Source organism: Allobosea massiliensis (assembly GCF_042655245.1).
Lineage (GTDB): Bacteria > Pseudomonadota > Alphaproteobacteria > Rhizobiales > Beijerinckiaceae > Allobosea > Allobosea massiliensis.
The window spans coordinates 1-18,161 of record NZ_JBHSLU010000002.1 but is presented as its reverse complement, the minus strand read 5'-3'; the positions used below and the strand labels follow the sequence as shown (position 1 = coordinate 18,161).

The following is an 18,161-nucleotide window of genomic DNA, read 5'->3' as shown; positions in this document are numbered from 1 at the left end:
GGGCGGCGGGGAACGGCCGGGGCCGCGATCCCGATGGCGCTTGCCTTCGACGGCGTGACCCAGCGCTTCGGCGAGGTCACGGCACTCAACAGCGTGTCGCTTTCGGTCGAGCCCGGCGAGATCGTGGCGCTGCTCGGCCAGTCCGGTTGCGGCAAGACGACCCTGTTGCGCCTGGCCGCCGGCGTCGAGCGGCCGAGCGCGGGTCGCGTGCTGCTGGAGGGCAAGGACGTGTCCTCTCCGGAGAGCTTCGTCGAGCCCGAGCGGCGCGGCGTCGGCCTCGTCTTCCAGGACTATGCGCTGTTTCCGCATCTCACCGTGCTGGAGAATGTCCGCTTCGGGTTGCAAGGCCGGGTGCCGGGGACGGCGGCGGAGGCGACGGCGCTGCGTGCGATCGCCCGTGTCGGCCTGGCCGACCTGGCCCAGTCCTATCCGCACATGCTCTCAGGCGGCGAGCAGCAGCGCGTCGCGCTGGCGCGGGCCGTGGCGCCGCGGCCGGGCGTGCTGCTGATGGACGAGCCTTTCTCCAATCTCGACCGGCGCCTGCGTGACGTCGTGCGCGACGAGACCGCAGCCCTGCTGCAGGAGACCGGCGCGACCTCGATCATCGTCACGCACGACCCCGAGGACGCGATGCGCATCGCCGACCGGATCGTGCTGATGCGCGCCGGCGAGATTGTTCAGATCGGCACCGGCGAGACGCTGTATCGCCAGCCGGCCAGTCTCTTTGCCGCCCGATTCTTCTGCGATTTTACCGAGGTCGCCGGCAGGGTCGTGCGCGGGGCGGTGGACACGCCCTTCGGCCGCTTCCCGGCACGGGGTCTGGCCGAGGGCAGCGAGGCCGTCGCCTGCATCAGGCCCCATGCGGTCCGGATCGTCCCCAAGGGCTTCTGCCTGCCGGGCCGGGTGGTGACGCGGCGCTTCCTCGGCGAGGTCGATCACCTGCTGATCGCGGTCGATGGCTTCGACCGGCTGCTTTCGGTGCGGGCCTCGCTGGCCGGAGTGCTGGGCGAGGGCGAGGATGTCGGGCTCGACATTCCCACCGACGAAGTTCTTGTGTTCCCCGCGGGGGACACATAGGTTCCGCCACAACAGCCCGGGCCGGGGTCGCCGATCCAATCCGAGCGCATGAATCGAGGGAGTTCGCCATGGGTGGCGTCAGCATCTGGCACTGGATCGTCGTCGGCGTCATCGTGATGCTGCTGTTCGGCCGCGGCAAGGTTTCCGAGCTCATGGGCGACGTGGCCAAGGGCATCAAGTCGTTCAAGAAGGGCATGGCCGAGGACGAGACGCCTCCGCCGCCGCCCACCGCCGCGACCCCTGTCGATCCCAAGATCATCGACGCGCAGGCCACCCCTTCCGCGCCGGCGAAGGCCGAGACCAAGGCCTGAGGCCTGGCCTCCCGCCTGCGGGAGGCTGAGAGGACGGACTGTCGATGTTCGACATCGCCTGGAGCGAATTCATGCTGATCGGGGCGGTCGCGCTCGTCGTGATCGGCCCCAAGGACCTGCCGAAGGCGATGCGGACCGTCGGGCAGGCGGTCGGCAAGATTCGGCGCATGGCGTCCGAGTTCCAGGGCCAGTTCAACGAGGCGATGCGCGAGGCCGAACTCCACGATCTGAAGAAGCAGGTCGAGGACGTCGGCGGCTCGGTCTCCAATGCGATGAACACCGACTTCAAGCCGATCGAGATGCCGGCTTCGACCGGGCTCGATGATGCGGCGCTGAAGGAGGCCGAGGCCAAGCTGTCCGCGCTACCGCCACCCGATCCGCTGCCGCCGGTCGAGATCGCGCCGCCTGTTCCGGCGCCCGTCGTCGAGGCTGCCACGCCCGAGCCGACCGCCGAACCGTCCGAACTCGCGCCGGCGAAGGCGCCGCGCAAGCGCAAGGCAGCGGCTGCCGAACCCGGTGAAGGGAGCGCGGCATGAGCGTCGCCAATCCGCGCGAGGGCGAGGACGAGATCGAGGCCTCCCGTGCGCCGCTGATCGACCATCTGATCGAGCTGCGCTCGCGGCTGATCAAGTCGCTGATCGCCTTTCTGGTGATGTTCTTCATCTGCTTCGCCTTCGCGACGCAGATCTACAACATCCTCGTGCTGCCCTATGTCTGGGCGGCCGGGCCGGGCGCCAATGTCCAGTTGATCTACACCGCGCCGCTCGAATATCTCTTCACCCAGATCAAGATCGCGGCCTTCGGCGCGGGCTTTTTCGCTTTCCCGGTGATCGCGACGCAGATCTACAAATTCGTGGCGCCCGGACTCTACAAGAACGAGCGTCAGGCCTTCGCGCCCTATCTGGCGGCGACGCCGGTCTTCTTCGTGCTCGGTTCGGCGATGGTCTTCTTCTTCGCCATGCCGGTGCTAATGAAGTTCTCGATCGGCATGCAGCAGGCGGCGACCGACGGGCAGGCCGGCATCGCGCTCCTTCCCAAGGTCAGCGAATATCTCTCGCTGATCATGACGCTGATCTTCGCCTTCGGCATCTCCTTCCAGCTCCCGGTGATCCTGACCCTGCTCGGCCAGGCGGGGATCATCGACACGGTCTTCCTGAAGGAAAAGCGCCGCTACGCGATCGTCTTCGTCTTCGTCGTTGCCGCCGTGCTGACCCCGCCGGACGTGATCTCGCAGCTGATGCTCGCGGTGCCGATGCTCCTGCTCTATGAGCTCTCGGTCTTCTCAGTCGGCTATGTCGAGAAGAAGCGCGCCGCGCAGCAGGCGGCCGACGACGCTGCGGACGCGCCGAGCGCGTAGCGATCGTCTATTGAGTGTGGTGCGCGTCATGCTCGGCCTTGTGCCGAGCATCCACGTCGTGAACTCAGGTCTCGCCAATCGAAGACGTGGATGGTCGGGACAAGCCCGACCATGACGGGCGGGATGCCTGCGCGCGAGCGCGACGTAGGTGGTTCCCTCCGCGCCCGTCCCGGTCTAGAGCATCGGGCTGTTTTTCCGACCTCTGACGGCGTGGCCTGACGACGATGTACGACATCAAATGGATTCGCGAGAACGCTGTGGCGTTCGACACCGGGCTGAAGCGGCGGGGGCTCGCGCCGCTGTCGGCCTCGCTGCTGGCGCTCGACGACACGCGTCGCGCGGCGATCGCGAAGGCCCAGGCCTCGCAGGAGCGCCGCAATGCGCTGTCGAAGGAGATCGGCAAGGCGATGGGGGCCAAGGACGTGGCTCTCGCCGAGCAGCTCAAGGCCGAAGTGGCAGCGCTCAAGGAGCTGCAGCCGCAGCTCGAGGCTCAGGAGAAGGCGGCCAAGGCCGCGCTCGATGAGCAACTCACCGCGATCCCGAACACGCCCAAGGACGAGGTGCCGGACGGCGCCGACGAGCACGGCAATGTCGTCAAATCGGTGCATGGCGAGGCGCCCGAAAAGGCCGGCGGGCGGCTGTTCGGCCAGAACTTCGCGCCCAAGGAGCATTTCGAGCTCGGCGAGGCGCTCGGCCAGATGGATTTCGAGACGGCGGCCAAGCTCTCGGGCTCGCGCTTCGTCGTGCTGGAGCGCCAGATCGCGCGGCTCTCCCGCGCGATCGGTCAGTTCATGCTCGACACCCACACCGAGGAGCACGGCTATACCGAGGTGATGCCGCCGCTGATGGTGCGCGACGACGCCATGTTCGGCACGGCGCAGTTGCCGAAGTTCCGCGAGGATCAGTTTCGTGCCGGGGACGATCACTGGCTCATCCCCACCGCCGAAGTTCCGCTGACCAATCTCGTGCGCGAATCGATCCTCTCCGAGGAGGAACTGCCGCGCCGCTACACCGCGCTCACCCCCTGCTTCCGGGCCGAGGCCGGTTCGGCGGGGCGCGATACGCGCGGCATGCTGCGCCAGCACCAGTTCGAGAAGGTCGAGCTGGTCTCGATCACGACGCCGGAGACGTCGGCCGAGGAGCATGAGCGCATGCTCGCCTGCGCCGAGGCGGTGCTGAAGAAGCTCGACCTGCATTATCGCGTGATGACCTTGTGCACCGGCGATATGGGCTTCGCCTCGCAGAAGACCTACGACATCGAGGTCTGGCTGCCCGGCCAGAAGACCTATCGCGAGATCTCGTCCTGCTCGGTCTGCGGCGATTTCCAGGCACGGCGGATGGATGCGCGCTACCGGCCGAAGGAGGGCGGCGCGCCGCGCTTCGTCCATACGCTGAACGGCTCGGGCACGGCGGTCGGCCGCGCGCTGATCGGGGTGATGGAGAACTATCAGAACGCCGACGGCTCGATCACCGTGCCCGACGCGCTGGTGCCCTATATGCGCGGCGTGACGAAGATCGAGAAGGCGTGAGTGCGCTGTCTTACCAGCGTCATGCTCGGGCTCGACCCGAGCATCTCCTGGGAGGAGATTCTCGGGTCTGCGCTTCGCTTCGCCCGAGAATGACGCCTCCTGCCGGGAATCCTCCTCGTCGATGAAAGACCTCTGACATGCGCATTCTCGTGACCAATGACGACGGCATTCATGCCGAGGGGCTGGCGGTTCTGGAGCGCATCGCGGCGCAGCTCTCCGACGATGTCTGGGTCGTCGCGCCCGAGACCGACCAGTCGGGCGTGGCGCATTCGCTGTCGCTGTCGAACCCGCTGCGCCTGCGCCAGGTCGGCGAGAAGCGCTTCGCCGTCGCGGGCACACCGACCGATTGCGTGATCATGGCGGTGCGCTCGATCATGATCGAAAACCGGCCGGACCTCGTGCTCTCGGGCGTCAATCGCGGCCAGAACGTCGCCGAGGACGTGACCTATTCCGGCACGATCGCGGCCGCGATGGAGGGCACGCTGCTCGGCATCCCCTCGATCGCGGTCAGCCAGGGCTATGGGCCGGGTGGACGCGAGAACATCCGCTGGGACTGCGCCGAGCAGCATGCCCCTAGCATCATCCGCCGGCTACTCGAGGAGGGCATCCCGAAGGAGATCCTGTTCAACCTGAACTTCCCGAATGTCGCGCCCGACGAGGTCGCGGGCGTGGCGGTGACGGTGCAGGGGCGGCGCGACCAGGAGCTGATGCAGCTCCAGCCGCGGCAGGACGGGCGCGGCAACCCCTATTACTGGATCGCCTTCGCCCGCGGCCGCACCGAGCCGGCCAACGGCACCGATCTGCGCGCGTTGGCGGAGAAGAAGATCTCGGTGACGCCGCTGGAACTCGACCTGACCCATGAGCCGACGCTGACGCGGTTCGCGCGGGTGTTTGCTTGAGCGACGCGTCCCTCACCCGCGCCGTCATCCTGGCCGGAGCGAAGCGGAAGGCCGGGATCCATCGTAGAGCCCTGCGACCTCCGATGGATCCCGGTCGACCTTCGGTCGCCCAGGATGACGGCGTGGTTGCAATGTCCACAGGCGCGGACTGAACCATGACCGACGGCGAGGGCGACGCCATGACCGAGGAGCGGCCGGCGAGCGAGGGCGAGCGCACCGTCGCCTTCCTGCTGTCGCTGCGGGCGCAAGGCGTGCGTGATCTCGCCGTGCTGCGCGCCATGGAGAAGGTGGCGCGGGAGCGTTTCGCGCCGGCGCGCTTCGCCGATCTTGCCCGGCAGGACGTCTCGGTGCCGCTGCCCTGCGGCCAGACGATGACGGCGCCGCATACGGTCGCGGCGCTGCTGACCGCGCTCGATCTGCAGGCGGGGTCGCGCGTGCTCGAGATCGGCACCGGCTCGGGCTATGTCACGGCGCTGCTGGCGGCGATGGGGTCGCAGGTCGTCTCGCTCGAGCGCTACCGCACGCTGGCGCTGGCGGCGCAGGAGCGCATCGCCGGCAGCGGCTTCGCCCGCGAGATCGAATTGCGCCAGGCCGATGGGCTGCAGCCCGACCGGACGCTCGGGCGATTCGAGCGCATTCTGGTCAATGGCGTCACGCCGGTGATTCCCGAGATGCTGCTGGCGCGACTCGCGCCGGGCGGGCGCCTCGTCGGGGCGATGCGCGTCGAGGGCGCGGCGCGGCGCGTCGTCGTCATGCGGCTGCCGGACGGCAGCTTCGACCATGCGCCGGGGCCGGCGGTGCGCCTCCCGCCACTGGTGGCCGGCCTCGCGCGGGCACTCTGATCGCGGCGGTCGACCGGTCAAAAAGCAAACGCCGAGTCGCGGCGCGAAACGCTTTCGTAACCTGAACGCGGTTTTAATGCTGGCAATCGAGTTGCGTCGTTTGCGAGTGCCAGTTCCATGCGTAGCCCTGCCGGATCGGTTTCGTTCCATCTCGCCCTGCGCGCTTCGACGGCGTGCCTGCTGGCGCTCGCTCTCAGCGCCTGCTCCTCTGAAGCGATGCGCTTCACCGACACCCCCTTCGACAGTCCGTTCAAGACGGCGCAGGCCCCGGCTCGCGACCCTGCGACGACCGGCTCGATCGGTCGCTCGGTCAACACGCCGGTCTATGCGACACCTGCTCCCGCCACGGCGGCCGTGCGCTCGCAGCCTCTGCCGCCGCCGCAATCGGCCGTCGCGCTGCGCGCCGCCGCGCCGCAGCCCATGGCGGGCAGTGCGAATGGCTGGTCGGCCCAGGGCGGTACGCCCGTGGTCCTCGCTCAGGGCGAAACGCTCGACACGCTCTCCTCGCGCTATGGCGTGCCGCGCGCCGCGCTGATCTCGGCCAATGGCCTGTCCAGCCCGAATGTCGCGCCCGGCACGCGCATCACCATCCCGGTCTACAACGCCGCCGGTTCGGCCGCTCCGGCTCCGGCCGCAGCGGCTCCGCGCCAGCAGATGGCGCAGGCTCCTGCCGAGACGCGCTCCGATGCATCCCGTTTCGTGACCGGTCCCGCGCCGGCGGCTGCTCCCGTGCGCCCTGCGACGCCGGTGCAGGATGCTCGCGCCAAGGCGCAGGCTGCGGCCGAGGCCAAGGCCCAAGCCGCCGCCGAAGCCAAGGCGAAAGCGGAGGCCGACGCGCTGGCGATGCGCGAATCGCGCGCCCGCTTCGCCGCCGAGGCCAAGGCCAAGGCTGCGGCCCGCGCCAACACGACGGCCGCTGCGGCTCCCGTCCCGACACCCGCTGCCAAGCCGGCGGCCCCGGCCAAGGTCGTCGCCGAGAAGCCGGCCGCCAAGCTGGAAGCCCAGCCGGCCAAGACGGCCGCCGCTCCGGCGCCGGAGAAGACCAAGCCGGTCGTCGTCGCGACGGCGCCCGCCGCTCCCGAGCCCAAGGCCGCTCCCAGGAGCGAGGCCGAGCCCACCACCACCGCCAGTCTGCCAAAGGCGGAGGAGGCCGGCGAGAAGGCCGATTTTCGCTGGCCGGCCCGCGGCCGCGTCATCGCCGGCTTCAGCGGTCGCGGTGGCAATGAGGGCATCAACATCGCCGTGCCGGAAGGCACGCCGGTGAAGGCGGCGGAGAGCGGCACGGTCGCCTATGCCGGCAGCGAGCTGAAAGGCTACGGCAACCTCGTCTTGATCCGCCACGCCAACGGCTATGTCTCGGCCTACGCCCATAACGGCGAGCTCAAGGTGAAGCGCGGCGACACGGTCAAGCGCGGCCAGGTGGTCGCCAGCTCCGGCCAGACGGGCAACGTCTCTTCGCCGCAGCTGCATTTCGAGCTGCGCAAGGGCTCGGCGCCGGTCGATCCGACGCCCTACCTCAACAACTGATCAAGAGTTCACCTTCGACCGGTCTCCGCGAGACCCCACCGGTCGGAACAGGGCGGGGCGGTCCCAGGAAAGGCCGCCCCGCCACTTTTTTGTCTGGCCAACGTCAGGGTCGGGCCTGACCCGACCAGCGGACGTCAGGCAGCCGCGTCATGCTCGCCCCTGTAGCGAGCATCCACGTCTTGAACACGGCCCTCGACGAATGAAGGCTTGGATGGTCGGGACCAGCCCGACCATGACGGCCCCGCCGGCTGGCGATTACTCGTCCAGCGGCTTGCCGAGGCGCCCCGCCAGATCCTGGATGAACTGCCAGGCGGTGCGGCCGGAGCGCGAGCCGCGGGTCGTCGCCCATTCCAGCGCCTCGTGGCGCAGCGTTTCGGGGTCGATCGCCAGGCCGAAATGGCCGACATAGCCGTCGATCATCGCCAGATACTCGTCCTGGCTGCATTTGTGGAAGCCGAGCCAGAGGCCGAAGCGGTCCGAGAGCGAGACCTTCTCCTCGATCGCCTCGCCCGGGTTGATCGCGGTCGAGCGCTCATTGTCCATCATGTCGCGCGGCATCAGATGGCGGCGGTTGGAGGTGGCGTAGAACACGACATTGCCGGGCCTGCCCTCGACGCCGCCATCCAGCGCCGCCTTGAGCGACTTGTAGGAGGTGTCGTCGCGGTCGAAGGAGAGATCGTCGCAAAAGACGATGGCGCGATGCGCGTCGGGACGCAGCAGACCCATCAGCACCGGCAGGCTCTCGATGTCCTCGCGGTGGATCTCGATCAGCTTCAGCGGCAGGGCCTGGCCGGCGAGGCGCCTGTTGGTGTCGGCATGGACCGACTTGACCAGCGAGGACTTGCCCATGCCGCGCGCGCCCCAGAGCAGGACGTTGTTGGCCGGCAGGCCGCGGGCGAAACGCTCCGTGTTCTCGGCCAGCGTGTCGCGAACGCGATCGACGCCGCGCAGCAGCCCGAGCGCGACGCGGTTGACGCGGGCGACCGGGGCGAGCTCCGAGCCGGCGGGATGCCAGACGAAGGCGTCGGCGAGCGTCAGATCGGCGGGCTTGCGGGCGGGCGGGGCGATGCGCTCCAGCGCCGCGGCGATGCGCAGCAGGGCAGCCAGCGTCGGGTCGGTCTGGGTCTCGGTCGCAACGGTCATGGGCGGGCCTTCGGGCAACTCGGCGCGGAGCCGTAACGGAGGGTACGGTGCCTTGCAGCGTTAGCGGTTCGTCGGCTCGGAGCGCAAGGCCATTGCGCGAACTGCGGCGAGCCCATAGGTGAGGAGCGCCGCGAGCCGGCCGGGCGCGTCCGATTGATTTAACGGCGCCTCTGGCTATAGTCCGCGCGATTTTTTAAGGCCTGTGACGAAATCCGCCGCGCCCCGCGGCCGGGGGCGCCTGCGCCGCCGCGATGAAGGAGCCGTTTCGTGATCACCCCCGCTTTCGCCCAAGCCGCCGGTGCCGGTGGTTCCACCGACATGCTGATCTCGCTCGTCCCCTTCGTGCTGATCTTCGTGATCATGTGGTTCCTGATCATTCGGCCGCAGCAGAAGCGCGTGAAGGCGCATCAGGAGATGGTCAAGAACGTGCGCCGCGGCGACACGGTGATCACCTCGGGCGGCATCGTCGCCAAGGTGGCCAAGGTGATCGACGATGGCGAGATCGAAGCCGAGATCGCCGAGGGCGTCCGGGTTCGCCTGGTCAAGGGCATGATCACCGACGTTCGCGCCAAGGGCGAGCCGGTCAAGAGCTGAACCGCGCAGCGGCTCCGCGAGGGGCCGGCGCGCGACAACAAGGCGTTACCCGCAGATGCTCCGTTTCCAGACCCGCAAGGTCATCGTCGTCCTGCTCGTTCTGCTCTTCGGCTGCGGCTTCGCCCTGCCGAACCTTTTCTCGCCCGAGACGCGCAAGGCGATCGAGCAGGGCGCTCCGTCCTGGATTCCGCGCATCCTGCTGCCGATCCACGCCGTCGTGCTGGGTCTCGACCTGCAGGGCGGCTCGCATGTCCTGCTCGAGATCGACCGTGCCGATCTCGTCCGCAGCCAGGTGACGCAGCTGCGCGATGACGTGCGCCGCATCCTGCGCGAGGAGCGGGTGAGCTTCCAGGGCGGCATCGGCATGACGGCGCGCGGCGTAAGCCTGCGCGTGCCGGATGCGGCCGATCGGGCCAAACTCCTGCCGAAGCTCCGCGAACTGGCGCAGCCGATCGGGACGCTCGGCGCCTTCGGCCCCTCTGGCAACATGTCGATCGAAGTTGCGGAGCAGCCTGACGGACTGATCCAGCTCAATGTCACCGAGGCCGGCGCCAATGAGCGCGTGCGCCGCGCCGTCGAGCAGGCGATGGAGGTGCTGCGTCGCCGTGTCGACGCGCTCGGCACCACGGAGCCCAACATCCAGCGCCAGGGTCTCGACCGCATTCTCGTGCAGGTGCCCGGTCTGCAGGATCCGCAGCGCCTGAAGGACATTCTCGGCCAGACCGCCAAGCTACAGTTCCGCATGGTTGCCGACGGCCAGGGCGGCGACGTCGACATGCTGCCCTCGCAGGATGCCGGCGGCTCGCTGGTGCCGGTCGAGCGGCGCGTTATCGTCGAGGGCGAGGATCTGATCGACGCCCAGCCGGCCTTCGATTCGCGGACCTCGCAGCCGATCGTGAATTTCCGCTTCAACATCCGCGGCGCGCAGCGCTTCGGCCAGGCGACGACGGAGAATCTCGGCCGTCCGCTCGCGATCGTGCTCGACAACAAGGTGATCTCGTCGCCGGTCATCCAGTCGCCGATCACCGGCGGCTCGGGCCAGATCTCCGGAAATTTCACGGTCGAGGCGGTCAACAACCTCGCCATCCTGCTGCGCGCCGGTGCGCTGCCGGCGAAGATGACGATCGTCGAGGAGCGGACCGTCGGCCCGGGCTTGGGTCAGGATTCGATCCAGGCCGGCAAGATGGCGACGCTGATCGCCACCGTGCTGGTGATCCTCTACATGATCGGGACCTATGGCGTGTTCGGCCTGATCGCCTCGATCGCGCTGCTCGTCCATGTCTGCCTGATCTTCGGGCTGATGTCGGTGCTGGGCGCGACGATGACCCTTCCGGGCATCGCCGGCATCGTGCTGACCATCGGCACGGCGGTGGACTCCAATGTGCTGATCTATGAGCGTATGCGCGAGGAGGCCCATCAGGGCCGCTCGCTCGTCTCGGCGCTCGAGGCCGGCTTCCAGCGCGCCTTCGCGACCATCATCGACTCGAACGTCACGATGCTGATCGCGGCGCTGGCGCTGTTTGCGCTGGGCTCCGGCCCGGTGCGCGGCTTCGCGGTCGTGTTCATCCTCGGCATCCTGACCACGGTCATCACCGCGGTGACACTGACGCGGATGCTGATCGCGCTCTGGTATCGCTGGGCCCGTCCCAAGACCCTTCCGTTCTGACGCAAGCCAACTGTTCAAGGAGATCAGCGCATGCGTCTGCTTCGCATCGTTCCCGACGGTACCCGTTTCAAGATCGTCCGCTTCCGGCGGTTCAGCTATCCGTTTTCGGCAGCTTATTCGCTGCTGGTGCTGTTCCTGTTCCTGACGGTCGGCCTCAATTTCGGCATCGACTTCCGCGGCGGCACGCTGATCGAGATGCAGGCCAAGTCCGGCAAGCCGGAGATCGCTTCGGTGCGTGCGACGGCGAACGGCCTCGGCTTCGGCGAGGCGGAGGTGCAGGAGTTCGGCTCCGGCGGCGAGATCTCGATGCGGTTCGCGCTGCAGCCGGGCGGCGAGGTGGCGCAGCAGCAGGTCGTCGTCAAGGCGCGCGAGGCTTTCTCGGCCACCTATGATTTCCGCCGTGTCGAGACCGTCGGCCCGCGCGTCTCTGGCGAGCTGGTTCAGGCCGGCACGCTGGGCGTCGTGCTCGCGATCATCGGCGTGCTGATCTATCTCTGGTTCCGCTTCGAGATGCAGCTGGCGATCGGCGCGATCCTCGGCACGCTGCACGACATCGTGCTGACGATGGGCTTCTTCCTGATCACCCAGCTCGAGTTCAATCTGACCTCGATCGCGGCGATCCTGACCATCGTCGGCTATTCGCTCAACGAAACCGTCGTGGTGTTCGACCGCACGCGCGAATTGCTGCGTCGCTACAAGACCATGCCGATCCCCGACCTGCTCGATCTTTCGGTCAACTCGACGCTGTCGCGCACCGCCATCACCTCGACCACGACGGTGCTGGCGCTGATCGCGCTGGTGTTGTTCGGGGGCACGGCGATCGAGGGCTTCGCGCTGGTCATGCTCTTCGGCGTGGTGGTCTGCACCTATTCGGCGATGTTCATCTCGACGCCGGTCCTGCTCTATCTCGACGTCCGCGCCGGGGTTTCGCGGCCGGAGGGTGCCGAGGAGAAGGTCGCCGCCGGCGCCAAGAGCTGAGCCGCGCGGCCGGCATGAGCCGCTTCGACGGATTCGTTCCCGGGCGCCACCAGCTCGACGCCTTCGGCGCGGGCGGCTTCCGTTTCGCCGGGATGAGCCATCGGGGCTCGGTGCTGGCGCTGCCGTCCGGCATCCGGATCTGGCCGGTCTTGCGCTTTGCAGACGTCACGCCCGCGGCCTTCCAGCCGGTGCTGGACGAAGCGGAGAGCATCGACTTCCTGCTCATCGGCACCGGCGCCGACATCGCCTTCATTCCGCATGACTGGCGCGCCCTGCTGAAGGAGCGCGGGGTCACGGTCGAGGGCATGGCCACGGGGGCGGCCGCCCGAACCTACAATGTACTCGTCGCGGAAGAGCGGCGCGTGGCCGCAGCCCTGATCGCGGTCGACTGAACCCAGGACCGACATGCCCGCCGGAATTCAGGGCGCCCATGTCGCGTGAGGCGTAGCCATCCGCCGCCGCCTCGGCCTACACTGCTGAACCGTGGCTTGGGGGCAGCACCGGATCGAGGCCAGATGATGCCGCAGGCAACCGAGACCGACCGCCGCAGCGACGCCGTGCCGTCCGCACTGCCGGACGCCTACGCGCATTGCGCGGCGATGGTTCGCGAGCAGGATCACGACCGCTACATCACCTGCCTCTACGCGCCCGAATCGCAGCGCCCCGCGCTCTTCGCGCTCTATGCCTTCAGCCTCGAGATCGCCCGCATCCGCGCGCTGGTGAGCGAGCCGCTTCCCGGCGAGGTCCGGATGCAGTGGTGGCGCGACCTGCTGGAAGGCCAGGCGAGCGGCGAGACGCAGGGGCACCCCGTCGCCGCCGCGCTGCTCGACTCGATCGCCCGCTATCGCCTGCCGATCGCGCCGCTGACCGGGCTGATCGAGGCCCGCATCTTCGATCTCTATGACGATCCGATGCCCTCGCTGCGCGATCTCGAAGGCTATGCCGGCGAGACCGCGAGCGCGCTGGTGCGGCTGGCCTCGATCATCCTGGCCAATGGCCGCGATCCCGGCGGGGCGGCGGCTGCGGGCTATGCCGGCGTCGCCTATGCGCTGACGGGGCTGATGCGCGCCTTCCCCTGGCATGCGGCCGAGGGGCAGGTCTACCTGCCCGGCGACATCCTCGCCCGCAACGGCGTCACCCGCGACGACATCGTGCGCGGGCGCGGCGGGCCGGGCGTGCTCTACACGCTGAAGGAGCTGCGCGGCATCGCGCGCGGGCATCTGGTGAAGCTGCGCGAGCTGCGCAGCACGGTGCCCTCCGCCGTGATGCCGGCCTTCCTGCCGGTCGCGCTGGTCGAGCCCTATCTCGCGCGCATGGAGCGCTCGGGCTACGACCCCTACCGCACGATCATCACGCTGCCCGCCTGGCGCCGGCAATGGGCAATCTGGCGGATGGCGCGCGCGGCGGGGTGAAAGCGCGCTACTCCGCCGCCTGAGCCTGCTCGCCGCCCGCCCAGGCCTCCATCTCGACCTTGGCGCGGGCGGTCAGGGCGTGCTTGCGGGCGACGCTCTTGGCCGGGCCTTTCAGCTTCTTGCCGTCGGGGCCATGCGTCGCCTGTCCCTCGATAGGGGGGAACAGGCCGAAATTGATGTTCATCGGCTGGAAGGAGCGGGGGCCCTCGTCGATGGTGACGATGTGGCCGCCGGTGATGTGGTTGACCAGCGCGCCGAGCGCCGTCGTCGCCGGCGGGATTTCGATCTCGCGGCCGAGCCGCTCGGCCGCGGCGAGACGGCCCGCCAGCAGGCCGATGGCGGCGCTTTCGACATAGCCCTCGCAGCCGGTGATCTGGCCGGCGAAGCGCAGGCGCGGATCCGCCTTCAGCCGCAGCCGCGCATCGAGCAGCTTCGGCGAGTTGAGATAGGTGTTGCGGTGGATGCCGCCGAGCCGCGCGAACTCGGCGTTCTGCAGGCCCGGGATCATCCGGAAGATCGCGGCCTGCTCGCCATATTTCAGCTTGGTCTGGAAACCCGTCATGTTGAACAGGGTGCCGAGCGCATTGTCCTGGCGCAGCTGCACCACCGCATAGGGCTTGACCGTCGGGTTGTGCTTGTTGGTGAGACCGACCGGCTTCATCGGGCCCCAGCGCAGGGTTTCGCGGCCGCGCTGCGCCATGACCTCGATCGGTAGGCAGCCGTCGAAATAGGGCGTGCCCTCCCACTCCTTGAACTCGGTCGTCTCGGCGGCCAGCAGCGCGTCGATGAAGGCCTCGTACTGGTCGCGGTCGAGCGGGCAGTTGATGTAGTCGGCGCCGGTCCCGCCGGGACCCGCCTTGTCGTAGCGCGACTGGAACCAGGCCACTCCCATGTCGATCGAGTCGAAATGCACGATCGGGGCGATGGCGTCGAAGAAGGCGAGCGCGTCCTCGCCCGTCAGCGACTGGATGCCGGCGGCGAGCGCGGGCGAGGTCAGCGGGCCGGTGGCGATGATGACGCTGTCCCACTCTGCCGGAGGCAGGCCGGCGATCTCGGCGCGGTCGATGGTGACCAGCGGATGGGCCTCGAGCGCGGCGGTGACGGCTTGCGAGAAGCCGTCGCGGTCGACCGCCAGCGCCCCGCCGGCCGGGACCTGATGCGCGTCGCCCTTGTCCATGATCAGCGAGCCGAGCCGGCGCATCTCCCAATGCAGCTGGCCGACCGCATTGGAGAGCGCATCGTCCGAGCGGAAGGAGTTGGAGCAGACGAGTTCCGCCAGACCTTCCGTCTTGTGCGCCTCGGTGCCGCGGACGGGCCGCATCTCGTGCAGGATGACGGGGACGCCGGCCTGGGCGATCTGCCAGGCGGCCTCGGAGCCGGCGAGACCGCCGCCGATGATGTGAACGGGTTCCATCCCGCGGATGTGTCGCCCGCCGCCGCCGCCGTCAAGGGAAGCGGGGCCCGAAACGCAAAATGCCCGCCTTGCGGCGGGCATTCGCTCTGCGACCGGTCGCCGCGAGGGAGTATCGCGGCTCCGGGAGAGACTACTCGGCACCCCGCCTCAGCGGGGCGAAAGCCGCTTCAGACGGCCGCGTGGGTGCGGGCGACGAAGGGGATCTCGGTGCGCGACAGGCCGAGATCGTCGAGCTCGCGGTCGGTCAGGCGGGAGAGCTCGCGAACGGTCTCGCGATAGCGCAGATAGGCGCGGATCTTGGCGGCGATCATGGTGACGAACATGGTGGCAATCCTACTAAGTTTCCGGAGCGGGTCGGTGCCCACAGCGATGAATTCGTTGTGCGCTGCATATAAGTGAGCCAGCGCGCCCGCAACAGAGGCATGGAGTCAGCTCCGTCATGCGTTTTCGGCATGAACCATTCGCAATTGCTTCACTTTTGCCGTCTCGCCCGCGTCCAGCGGTTAACGACCCGGTAAGATTCGCAAGAGTTCTGCCCGATCCTTGTGCATTCCAGCGACGCCGGTCGGGTGGTCAGGCCAATTTGCCGCCCCGATGAGCACCCCCAGTGCCTTAACGATGCTGCAGCGCACATAAGCGCTGATTCACCCTGTTTCGCGCCGCTCGATGCCCTTTGGGTCCGGAAACGGGCCGGGCGGCGCGAATCGGCCGCCCGGCGGGGTCTCATTCGCAATGGGCCAGATGCCGCGATGCAGCAGTGACACCGGCGAGCGAGAATTCATAGCTCGTCGCATTGCCGCGGGCGGAGCGCGCCTCCAGCGCCATGACGCGGCCGGCGCGCATCGCCGCCAGCAGCTCCGGCTCGCGCTCGATCCGGCGCAGCCAGGCATGGCTGCCTTTCGTGATCATGCGGAAGGTCTCGTCGCCGATGGTGACGGTGACCTCGGAGCCGTCCTCGAAATCATAGCCGGCCTGCAGGCTCGATTCGGTCGCCTGCGGCGTCTCGGCCTCCTTGACGAAGAAATAGACCTCGCCATGGCGCAAGCTCGCGGGCTCGGCGCTGGCGGGCGTGGCGAGGATGTAGCAGCTGCGCGCCTCGCCCTCGCCGAAGGCGGCGGCGGTCCAGCTGCCGAACTGGCCAAGCGGGGTGGCGGTGGCGGCGACGGCCGGCAGGGGGGCGAGGCCGAGCGCGGCGGCGATGAGGGCGGCACGGGTGGCGAGGATCGTCATCCTGTCTCCTTTCGGGTGAAGCGGGCAGGGTGGGAAGGTAGCGGTTAACGAGGCGTGACCATGGCGGGCGGCTGGTTCGGCGCGTCCCGTCATTCCGGGGCGGGCCTGTCGACCCCATCGCCTCGCCCCCAACGCCGTCATCCCGGACAAGCCGCGTCAGCGGCGCTGATCCGGGATCCATTCCGGAACCTGTCCGACCCGGCGCTCCGGAATGGATCCCGGGTCTCCGCGGAGTTTATCCTTGGGCCGATCTTAGATCGGACCCGAGGGCTGCGCCCGGGATGACGGGGAGGGGGCACGGGAATGGGTCACCCGCCATCCTGCGCGATCTCGGCGGCGACGCGGGCCTGCGCCTGCGCCAGCGCGGCGTCGGGGGAGAGCCCGGCGGCGCCGTTCTGGATCATGTAGCCGGCGAGGCGGCGGTCCTGGTCGGGCAGGGCCCCCATGAAGCCGTGGAGGCAGGCGGCGTCGCTGCGCTTGCAGCTGCGGCCGCGCTGGCAGGCCTTGTCGGTGCAGTCGCGCCAGACCTCGAGGATGTCGCCCAGCCTCTTGAGGAGATCGCGGCGGATCTGCTGGGTGCGGTGGAAATTGGCGATGTGCTCGGGCGAGAAGCCGGAGGGTTCCTTGCGGGTCATGATCGTCTCCCTGCGGGGAGGGGGGCGCGCGCCAGCCCCCGCCCGCTGTTGCAGCGTCGGTGATCGAACGGGGCTGGCGGAGCGCCGCGGGGCGCTGGGGTCGAGGTCCGCAACCGTTGAGCCAGGTCGCGGCGCGGCGGGATTGAGCCACCCGTCGCACGCCCCCCGGCGCTCCGCCTTCGGCGATTTTGGGCTCCGGGCCGCGCTTATCGGGTCGAAGGCCATCCTCCGCCGCGAGCCCTCGGGCGCCAGTTCCCCTCATCGGGTTGTCGCGCCGTCCGGCATGGGACGAAGGCGTGATGCGATGCGACCGTTCCAGCGAGCTCCTCGCACAGGGATCGTATTGTCCCCAGGGCGGTGCCCCGAAGCCTCCCGGGAGTGGATCGTGACTCCACCCGCAGGCGCCGACCCGTCACCCAGCCACTGGCACACCTCCGGATGGCCGCCCCGTTTGGGTAATGGGCGAGGGGAGTATGGGGGATGCGGGGAGGGCGGGGATAAGTTTGTGCAGGGCCGCGACGCCTCTTTCCTTCTCCCCTCGGGGGAGAAGGTGCCCCGGCAGGGGCGGATGAGGGCGGCGCCGCTGCACCGACGCCCGCGCCACCCCGCTCACCCGGTCTGCCCTCATCCGTCTCGGCTTCGCCGATCCACCTTCTCCCCCGAGGGGAGAAGGGAAGCGCGCCTCGCCGCAGCCGCGACGCGCAATGCAGGGTCGCTTCCGGACCGGGCGCGGACACCGCGGGGAACCCTCTCCCGTCAGGAGAGGGCAGGGAGAGGTGTCGGCCCTTCGACACCGTGGCCGTGTCCTCACCGCCGCCGTCGTTGGGTTTGCACCCCGCCGGTCCAGCGGCGGGCCCTCACCCCTGCCCCTCTCACTGATCTCGGGCCTGCCCGAGATCAGCACTCAGAGTGTCGAAGTCGGCAACAGCCGACTTCGATGCGGGAGAGGGGTTCCCCGCGCTCTTTCCGTCATGGTCGCCCTTGTGGCGACCATCCACGCCTTTGCGCGGGATCGACCGGGTTCGCGCTTCGCCGTCGGCGGTCGCCTGCCCCCAGCGTCGCAAGGCGTGGATGGTCGGGACAAGCCCGACCATGACGGCGGTGGCATCACTCCCTGAAAGTAGTCATCCCGGTCGGAGCCGTCGAAACGGCCGCTGGGCATGCAGCACTTCTTGAAATCTGCGCCCGGAGCCGCAGACGCAGAGGTCGTTGCGGCCGAGCTTTTCTTGGCACGTTCGACATCGCCATGGACGATGCGGACGCCGCGCTTCACGCGGGTTTCGGACGGGTAGGACTTCCGACGCTTGCTCGTGACCTCAAAAGGACGGCTGGTCGAAGATGTTGCGCGTGGTCCTGGTCATGGCACCCTCCACGGACGCTTCCCTCTTAGGCGGGTCCGTCCGCGCCAATAGAAACGTCATCGGAAATTATACCGGTTTCGCGCAGTTGTTGTTGCCCCTCAAAGACCGGACACGTCCTCCGCGGTTGAACGGTCAGCGATGAACTCTCGCGGTGAACGGTATCCCAGCGCCTTGTGCGGGTGAAGC

18 protein-coding genes and 1 pseudogene are annotated in these 18,161 nt (G+C 68.7%); 13 read left to right on the top strand and 6 right to left on the bottom strand.

Annotation, left to right across the window (positions count from 1 at the left end; genetic code table 11):
- The first annotated feature begins 33 nt into the window (after positions 1-33).
- From ACFPN9_RS00105 to ACFPN9_RS00070, 8 genes are all read left to right on the top strand, one after another.
- On the top strand, positions 34-1,077 hold the full coding sequence (locus tag ACFPN9_RS00105) for an ABC transporter ATP-binding protein (protein WP_066719305.1): 1,044 nt from the start codon (positions 34-36) through the stop codon (positions 1,075-1,077).
- 68 nt (positions 1,078-1,145) lie between these two features.
- Entirely contained in the window at positions 1,146-1,388 is a 243-nt protein-coding gene (locus ACFPN9_RS00100; RefSeq protein ID WP_066719277.1) for a twin-arginine translocase TatA/TatE family subunit, read from the top strand.
- A 44-nt stretch (positions 1,389-1,432) separates the two neighbouring features.
- Entirely contained in the window at positions 1,433-1,924 is a 492-nt protein-coding gene (gene tatB / locus ACFPN9_RS00095) for a Sec-independent protein translocase protein TatB (protein ID WP_066719280.1), read from the top strand.
- Positions 1,921-2,745 carry a twin-arginine translocase subunit TatC gene (gene tatC, locus ACFPN9_RS00090; RefSeq protein WP_066719281.1) on the top strand — a complete coding sequence of 275 codons (825 nt, stop codon included), beginning with the start codon at positions 1,921-1,923 and terminating at the stop codon, positions 2,743-2,745. Before tatB ends, tatC begins: the two co-directional genes overlap by 4 nt.
- A 224-nt stretch (positions 2,746-2,969) precedes the next feature.
- The gene (gene serS / locus ACFPN9_RS00085) at positions 2,970-4,274 is read left to right on the top strand and encodes a serine--tRNA ligase (RefSeq protein ID WP_377814859.1); all 1,305 of its coding nucleotides are present in this window, start codon (positions 2,970-2,972) and stop codon (positions 4,272-4,274) included.
- A 137-nt stretch (positions 4,275-4,411) separates the two neighbouring features.
- Entirely contained in the window at positions 4,412-5,173 is a 762-nt protein-coding gene (gene surE / locus ACFPN9_RS00080; protein WP_066719287.1) for a 5'/3'-nucleotidase SurE, read from the top strand.
- A gap of 155 nt (positions 5,174-5,328) precedes the next feature.
- Positions 5,329-6,015, top strand: a complete 687-nt coding sequence (locus tag ACFPN9_RS00075) for a protein-L-isoaspartate O-methyltransferase family protein (protein ID WP_245282324.1) — start codon at positions 5,329-5,331, stop codon at positions 6,013-6,015.
- Between the two features lie 117 nt (positions 6,016-6,132).
- On the top strand, positions 6,133-7,542 hold the full coding sequence (locus ACFPN9_RS00070; protein WP_245282323.1) for a LysM peptidoglycan-binding domain-containing M23 family metallopeptidase: 1,410 nt from the start codon (positions 6,133-6,135) through the stop codon (positions 7,540-7,542).
- 255 nt (positions 7,543-7,797) lie between these two features.
- Here the strand turns inward: ACFPN9_RS00070 and ACFPN9_RS00065 are convergent, their stop codons facing one another.
- Positions 7,798-8,685, bottom strand: a complete 888-nt coding sequence (locus tag ACFPN9_RS00065) for an ATP-binding protein (RefSeq protein WP_066719295.1) — start codon at positions 8,683-8,685, stop codon at positions 7,798-7,800.
- Between the two features lie 318 nt (positions 8,686-9,003).
- Between ACFPN9_RS00065 and yajC the strand changes: the two genes are divergently transcribed.
- The 5 genes from yajC to ACFPN9_RS00040 all read left to right on the top strand — a co-directional run bounded on the left by yajC (position 9,004) and on the right by ACFPN9_RS00040 (position 13,335).
- Positions 9,004-9,279, top strand: coding sequence for a preprotein translocase subunit YajC (yajC, locus tag ACFPN9_RS00060; protein ID WP_066719313.1), 276 nt, complete (start codon positions 9,004-9,006; stop codon positions 9,277-9,279).
- A 55-nt stretch (positions 9,280-9,334) separates the two neighbouring features.
- Positions 9,335-10,945: a protein translocase subunit SecD gene (secD, locus tag ACFPN9_RS00055; RefSeq protein WP_066719297.1), complete on the top strand. Its 1,611-nt coding sequence runs from the start codon at positions 9,335-9,337 to the stop codon at positions 10,943-10,945.
- Between the two features lie 30 nt (positions 10,946-10,975).
- On the top strand, positions 10,976-11,923 hold the full coding sequence (secF, locus tag ACFPN9_RS00050; RefSeq protein WP_066719299.1) for a protein translocase subunit SecF: 948 nt from the start codon (positions 10,976-10,978) through the stop codon (positions 11,921-11,923).
- Between the two features lie 14 nt (positions 11,924-11,937).
- Entirely contained in the window at positions 11,938-12,315 is a 378-nt protein-coding gene (locus ACFPN9_RS00045) for an Mth938-like domain-containing protein (RefSeq protein ID WP_066719300.1), read from the top strand.
- 126 nt (positions 12,316-12,441) lie between these two features.
- Positions 12,442-13,335: a phytoene/squalene synthase family protein gene (locus ACFPN9_RS00040; protein ID WP_197426574.1), complete on the top strand. Its 894-nt coding sequence runs from the start codon at positions 12,442-12,444 to the stop codon at positions 13,333-13,335.
- Positions 13,336-13,342: 7 nt separating this feature from the next.
- On the opposite strand, the gene trmFO is transcribed toward ACFPN9_RS00040, so the two are convergent.
- The 5 genes and pseudogenes from trmFO to ACFPN9_RS00015 form a co-directional block, all read right to left on the bottom strand.
- Positions 13,343-14,749, bottom strand: coding sequence for a methylenetetrahydrofolate--tRNA-(uracil(54)-C(5))-methyltransferase (FADH(2)-oxidizing) TrmFO (gene trmFO, locus ACFPN9_RS00035; protein WP_377814854.1), 1,407 nt, complete (start codon positions 14,747-14,749; stop codon positions 13,343-13,345).
- A 167-nt stretch (positions 14,750-14,916) separates the two neighbouring features.
- Positions 14,917-15,072 (bottom strand): DUF1127 domain-containing protein, encoded by a 156-nt coding sequence (locus ACFPN9_RS00030; RefSeq protein ID WP_082732703.1) that lies wholly within the window; start codon positions 15,070-15,072, stop codon positions 14,917-14,919.
- A gap of 400 nt (positions 15,073-15,472) precedes the next feature.
- Positions 15,473-15,979, bottom strand: coding sequence for an invasion associated locus B family protein (locus ACFPN9_RS00025; protein ID WP_245282322.1), 507 nt, complete (start codon positions 15,977-15,979; stop codon positions 15,473-15,475).
- Positions 15,980-16,287: 308 nt separating this feature from the next.
- Complete coding sequence (locus ACFPN9_RS00020; protein WP_066721234.1) at positions 16,288-16,614, bottom strand: hypothetical protein; 327 nt, start codon at positions 16,612-16,614, stop codon at positions 16,288-16,290.
- A 1,124-nt stretch (positions 16,615-17,738) separates the two neighbouring features.
- A pseudogene (locus ACFPN9_RS00015) lies at positions 17,739-17,810 on the bottom strand (hypothetical protein); the annotation flags it as partial.
- Positions 17,811-18,161 lie beyond the last annotated feature (351 nt).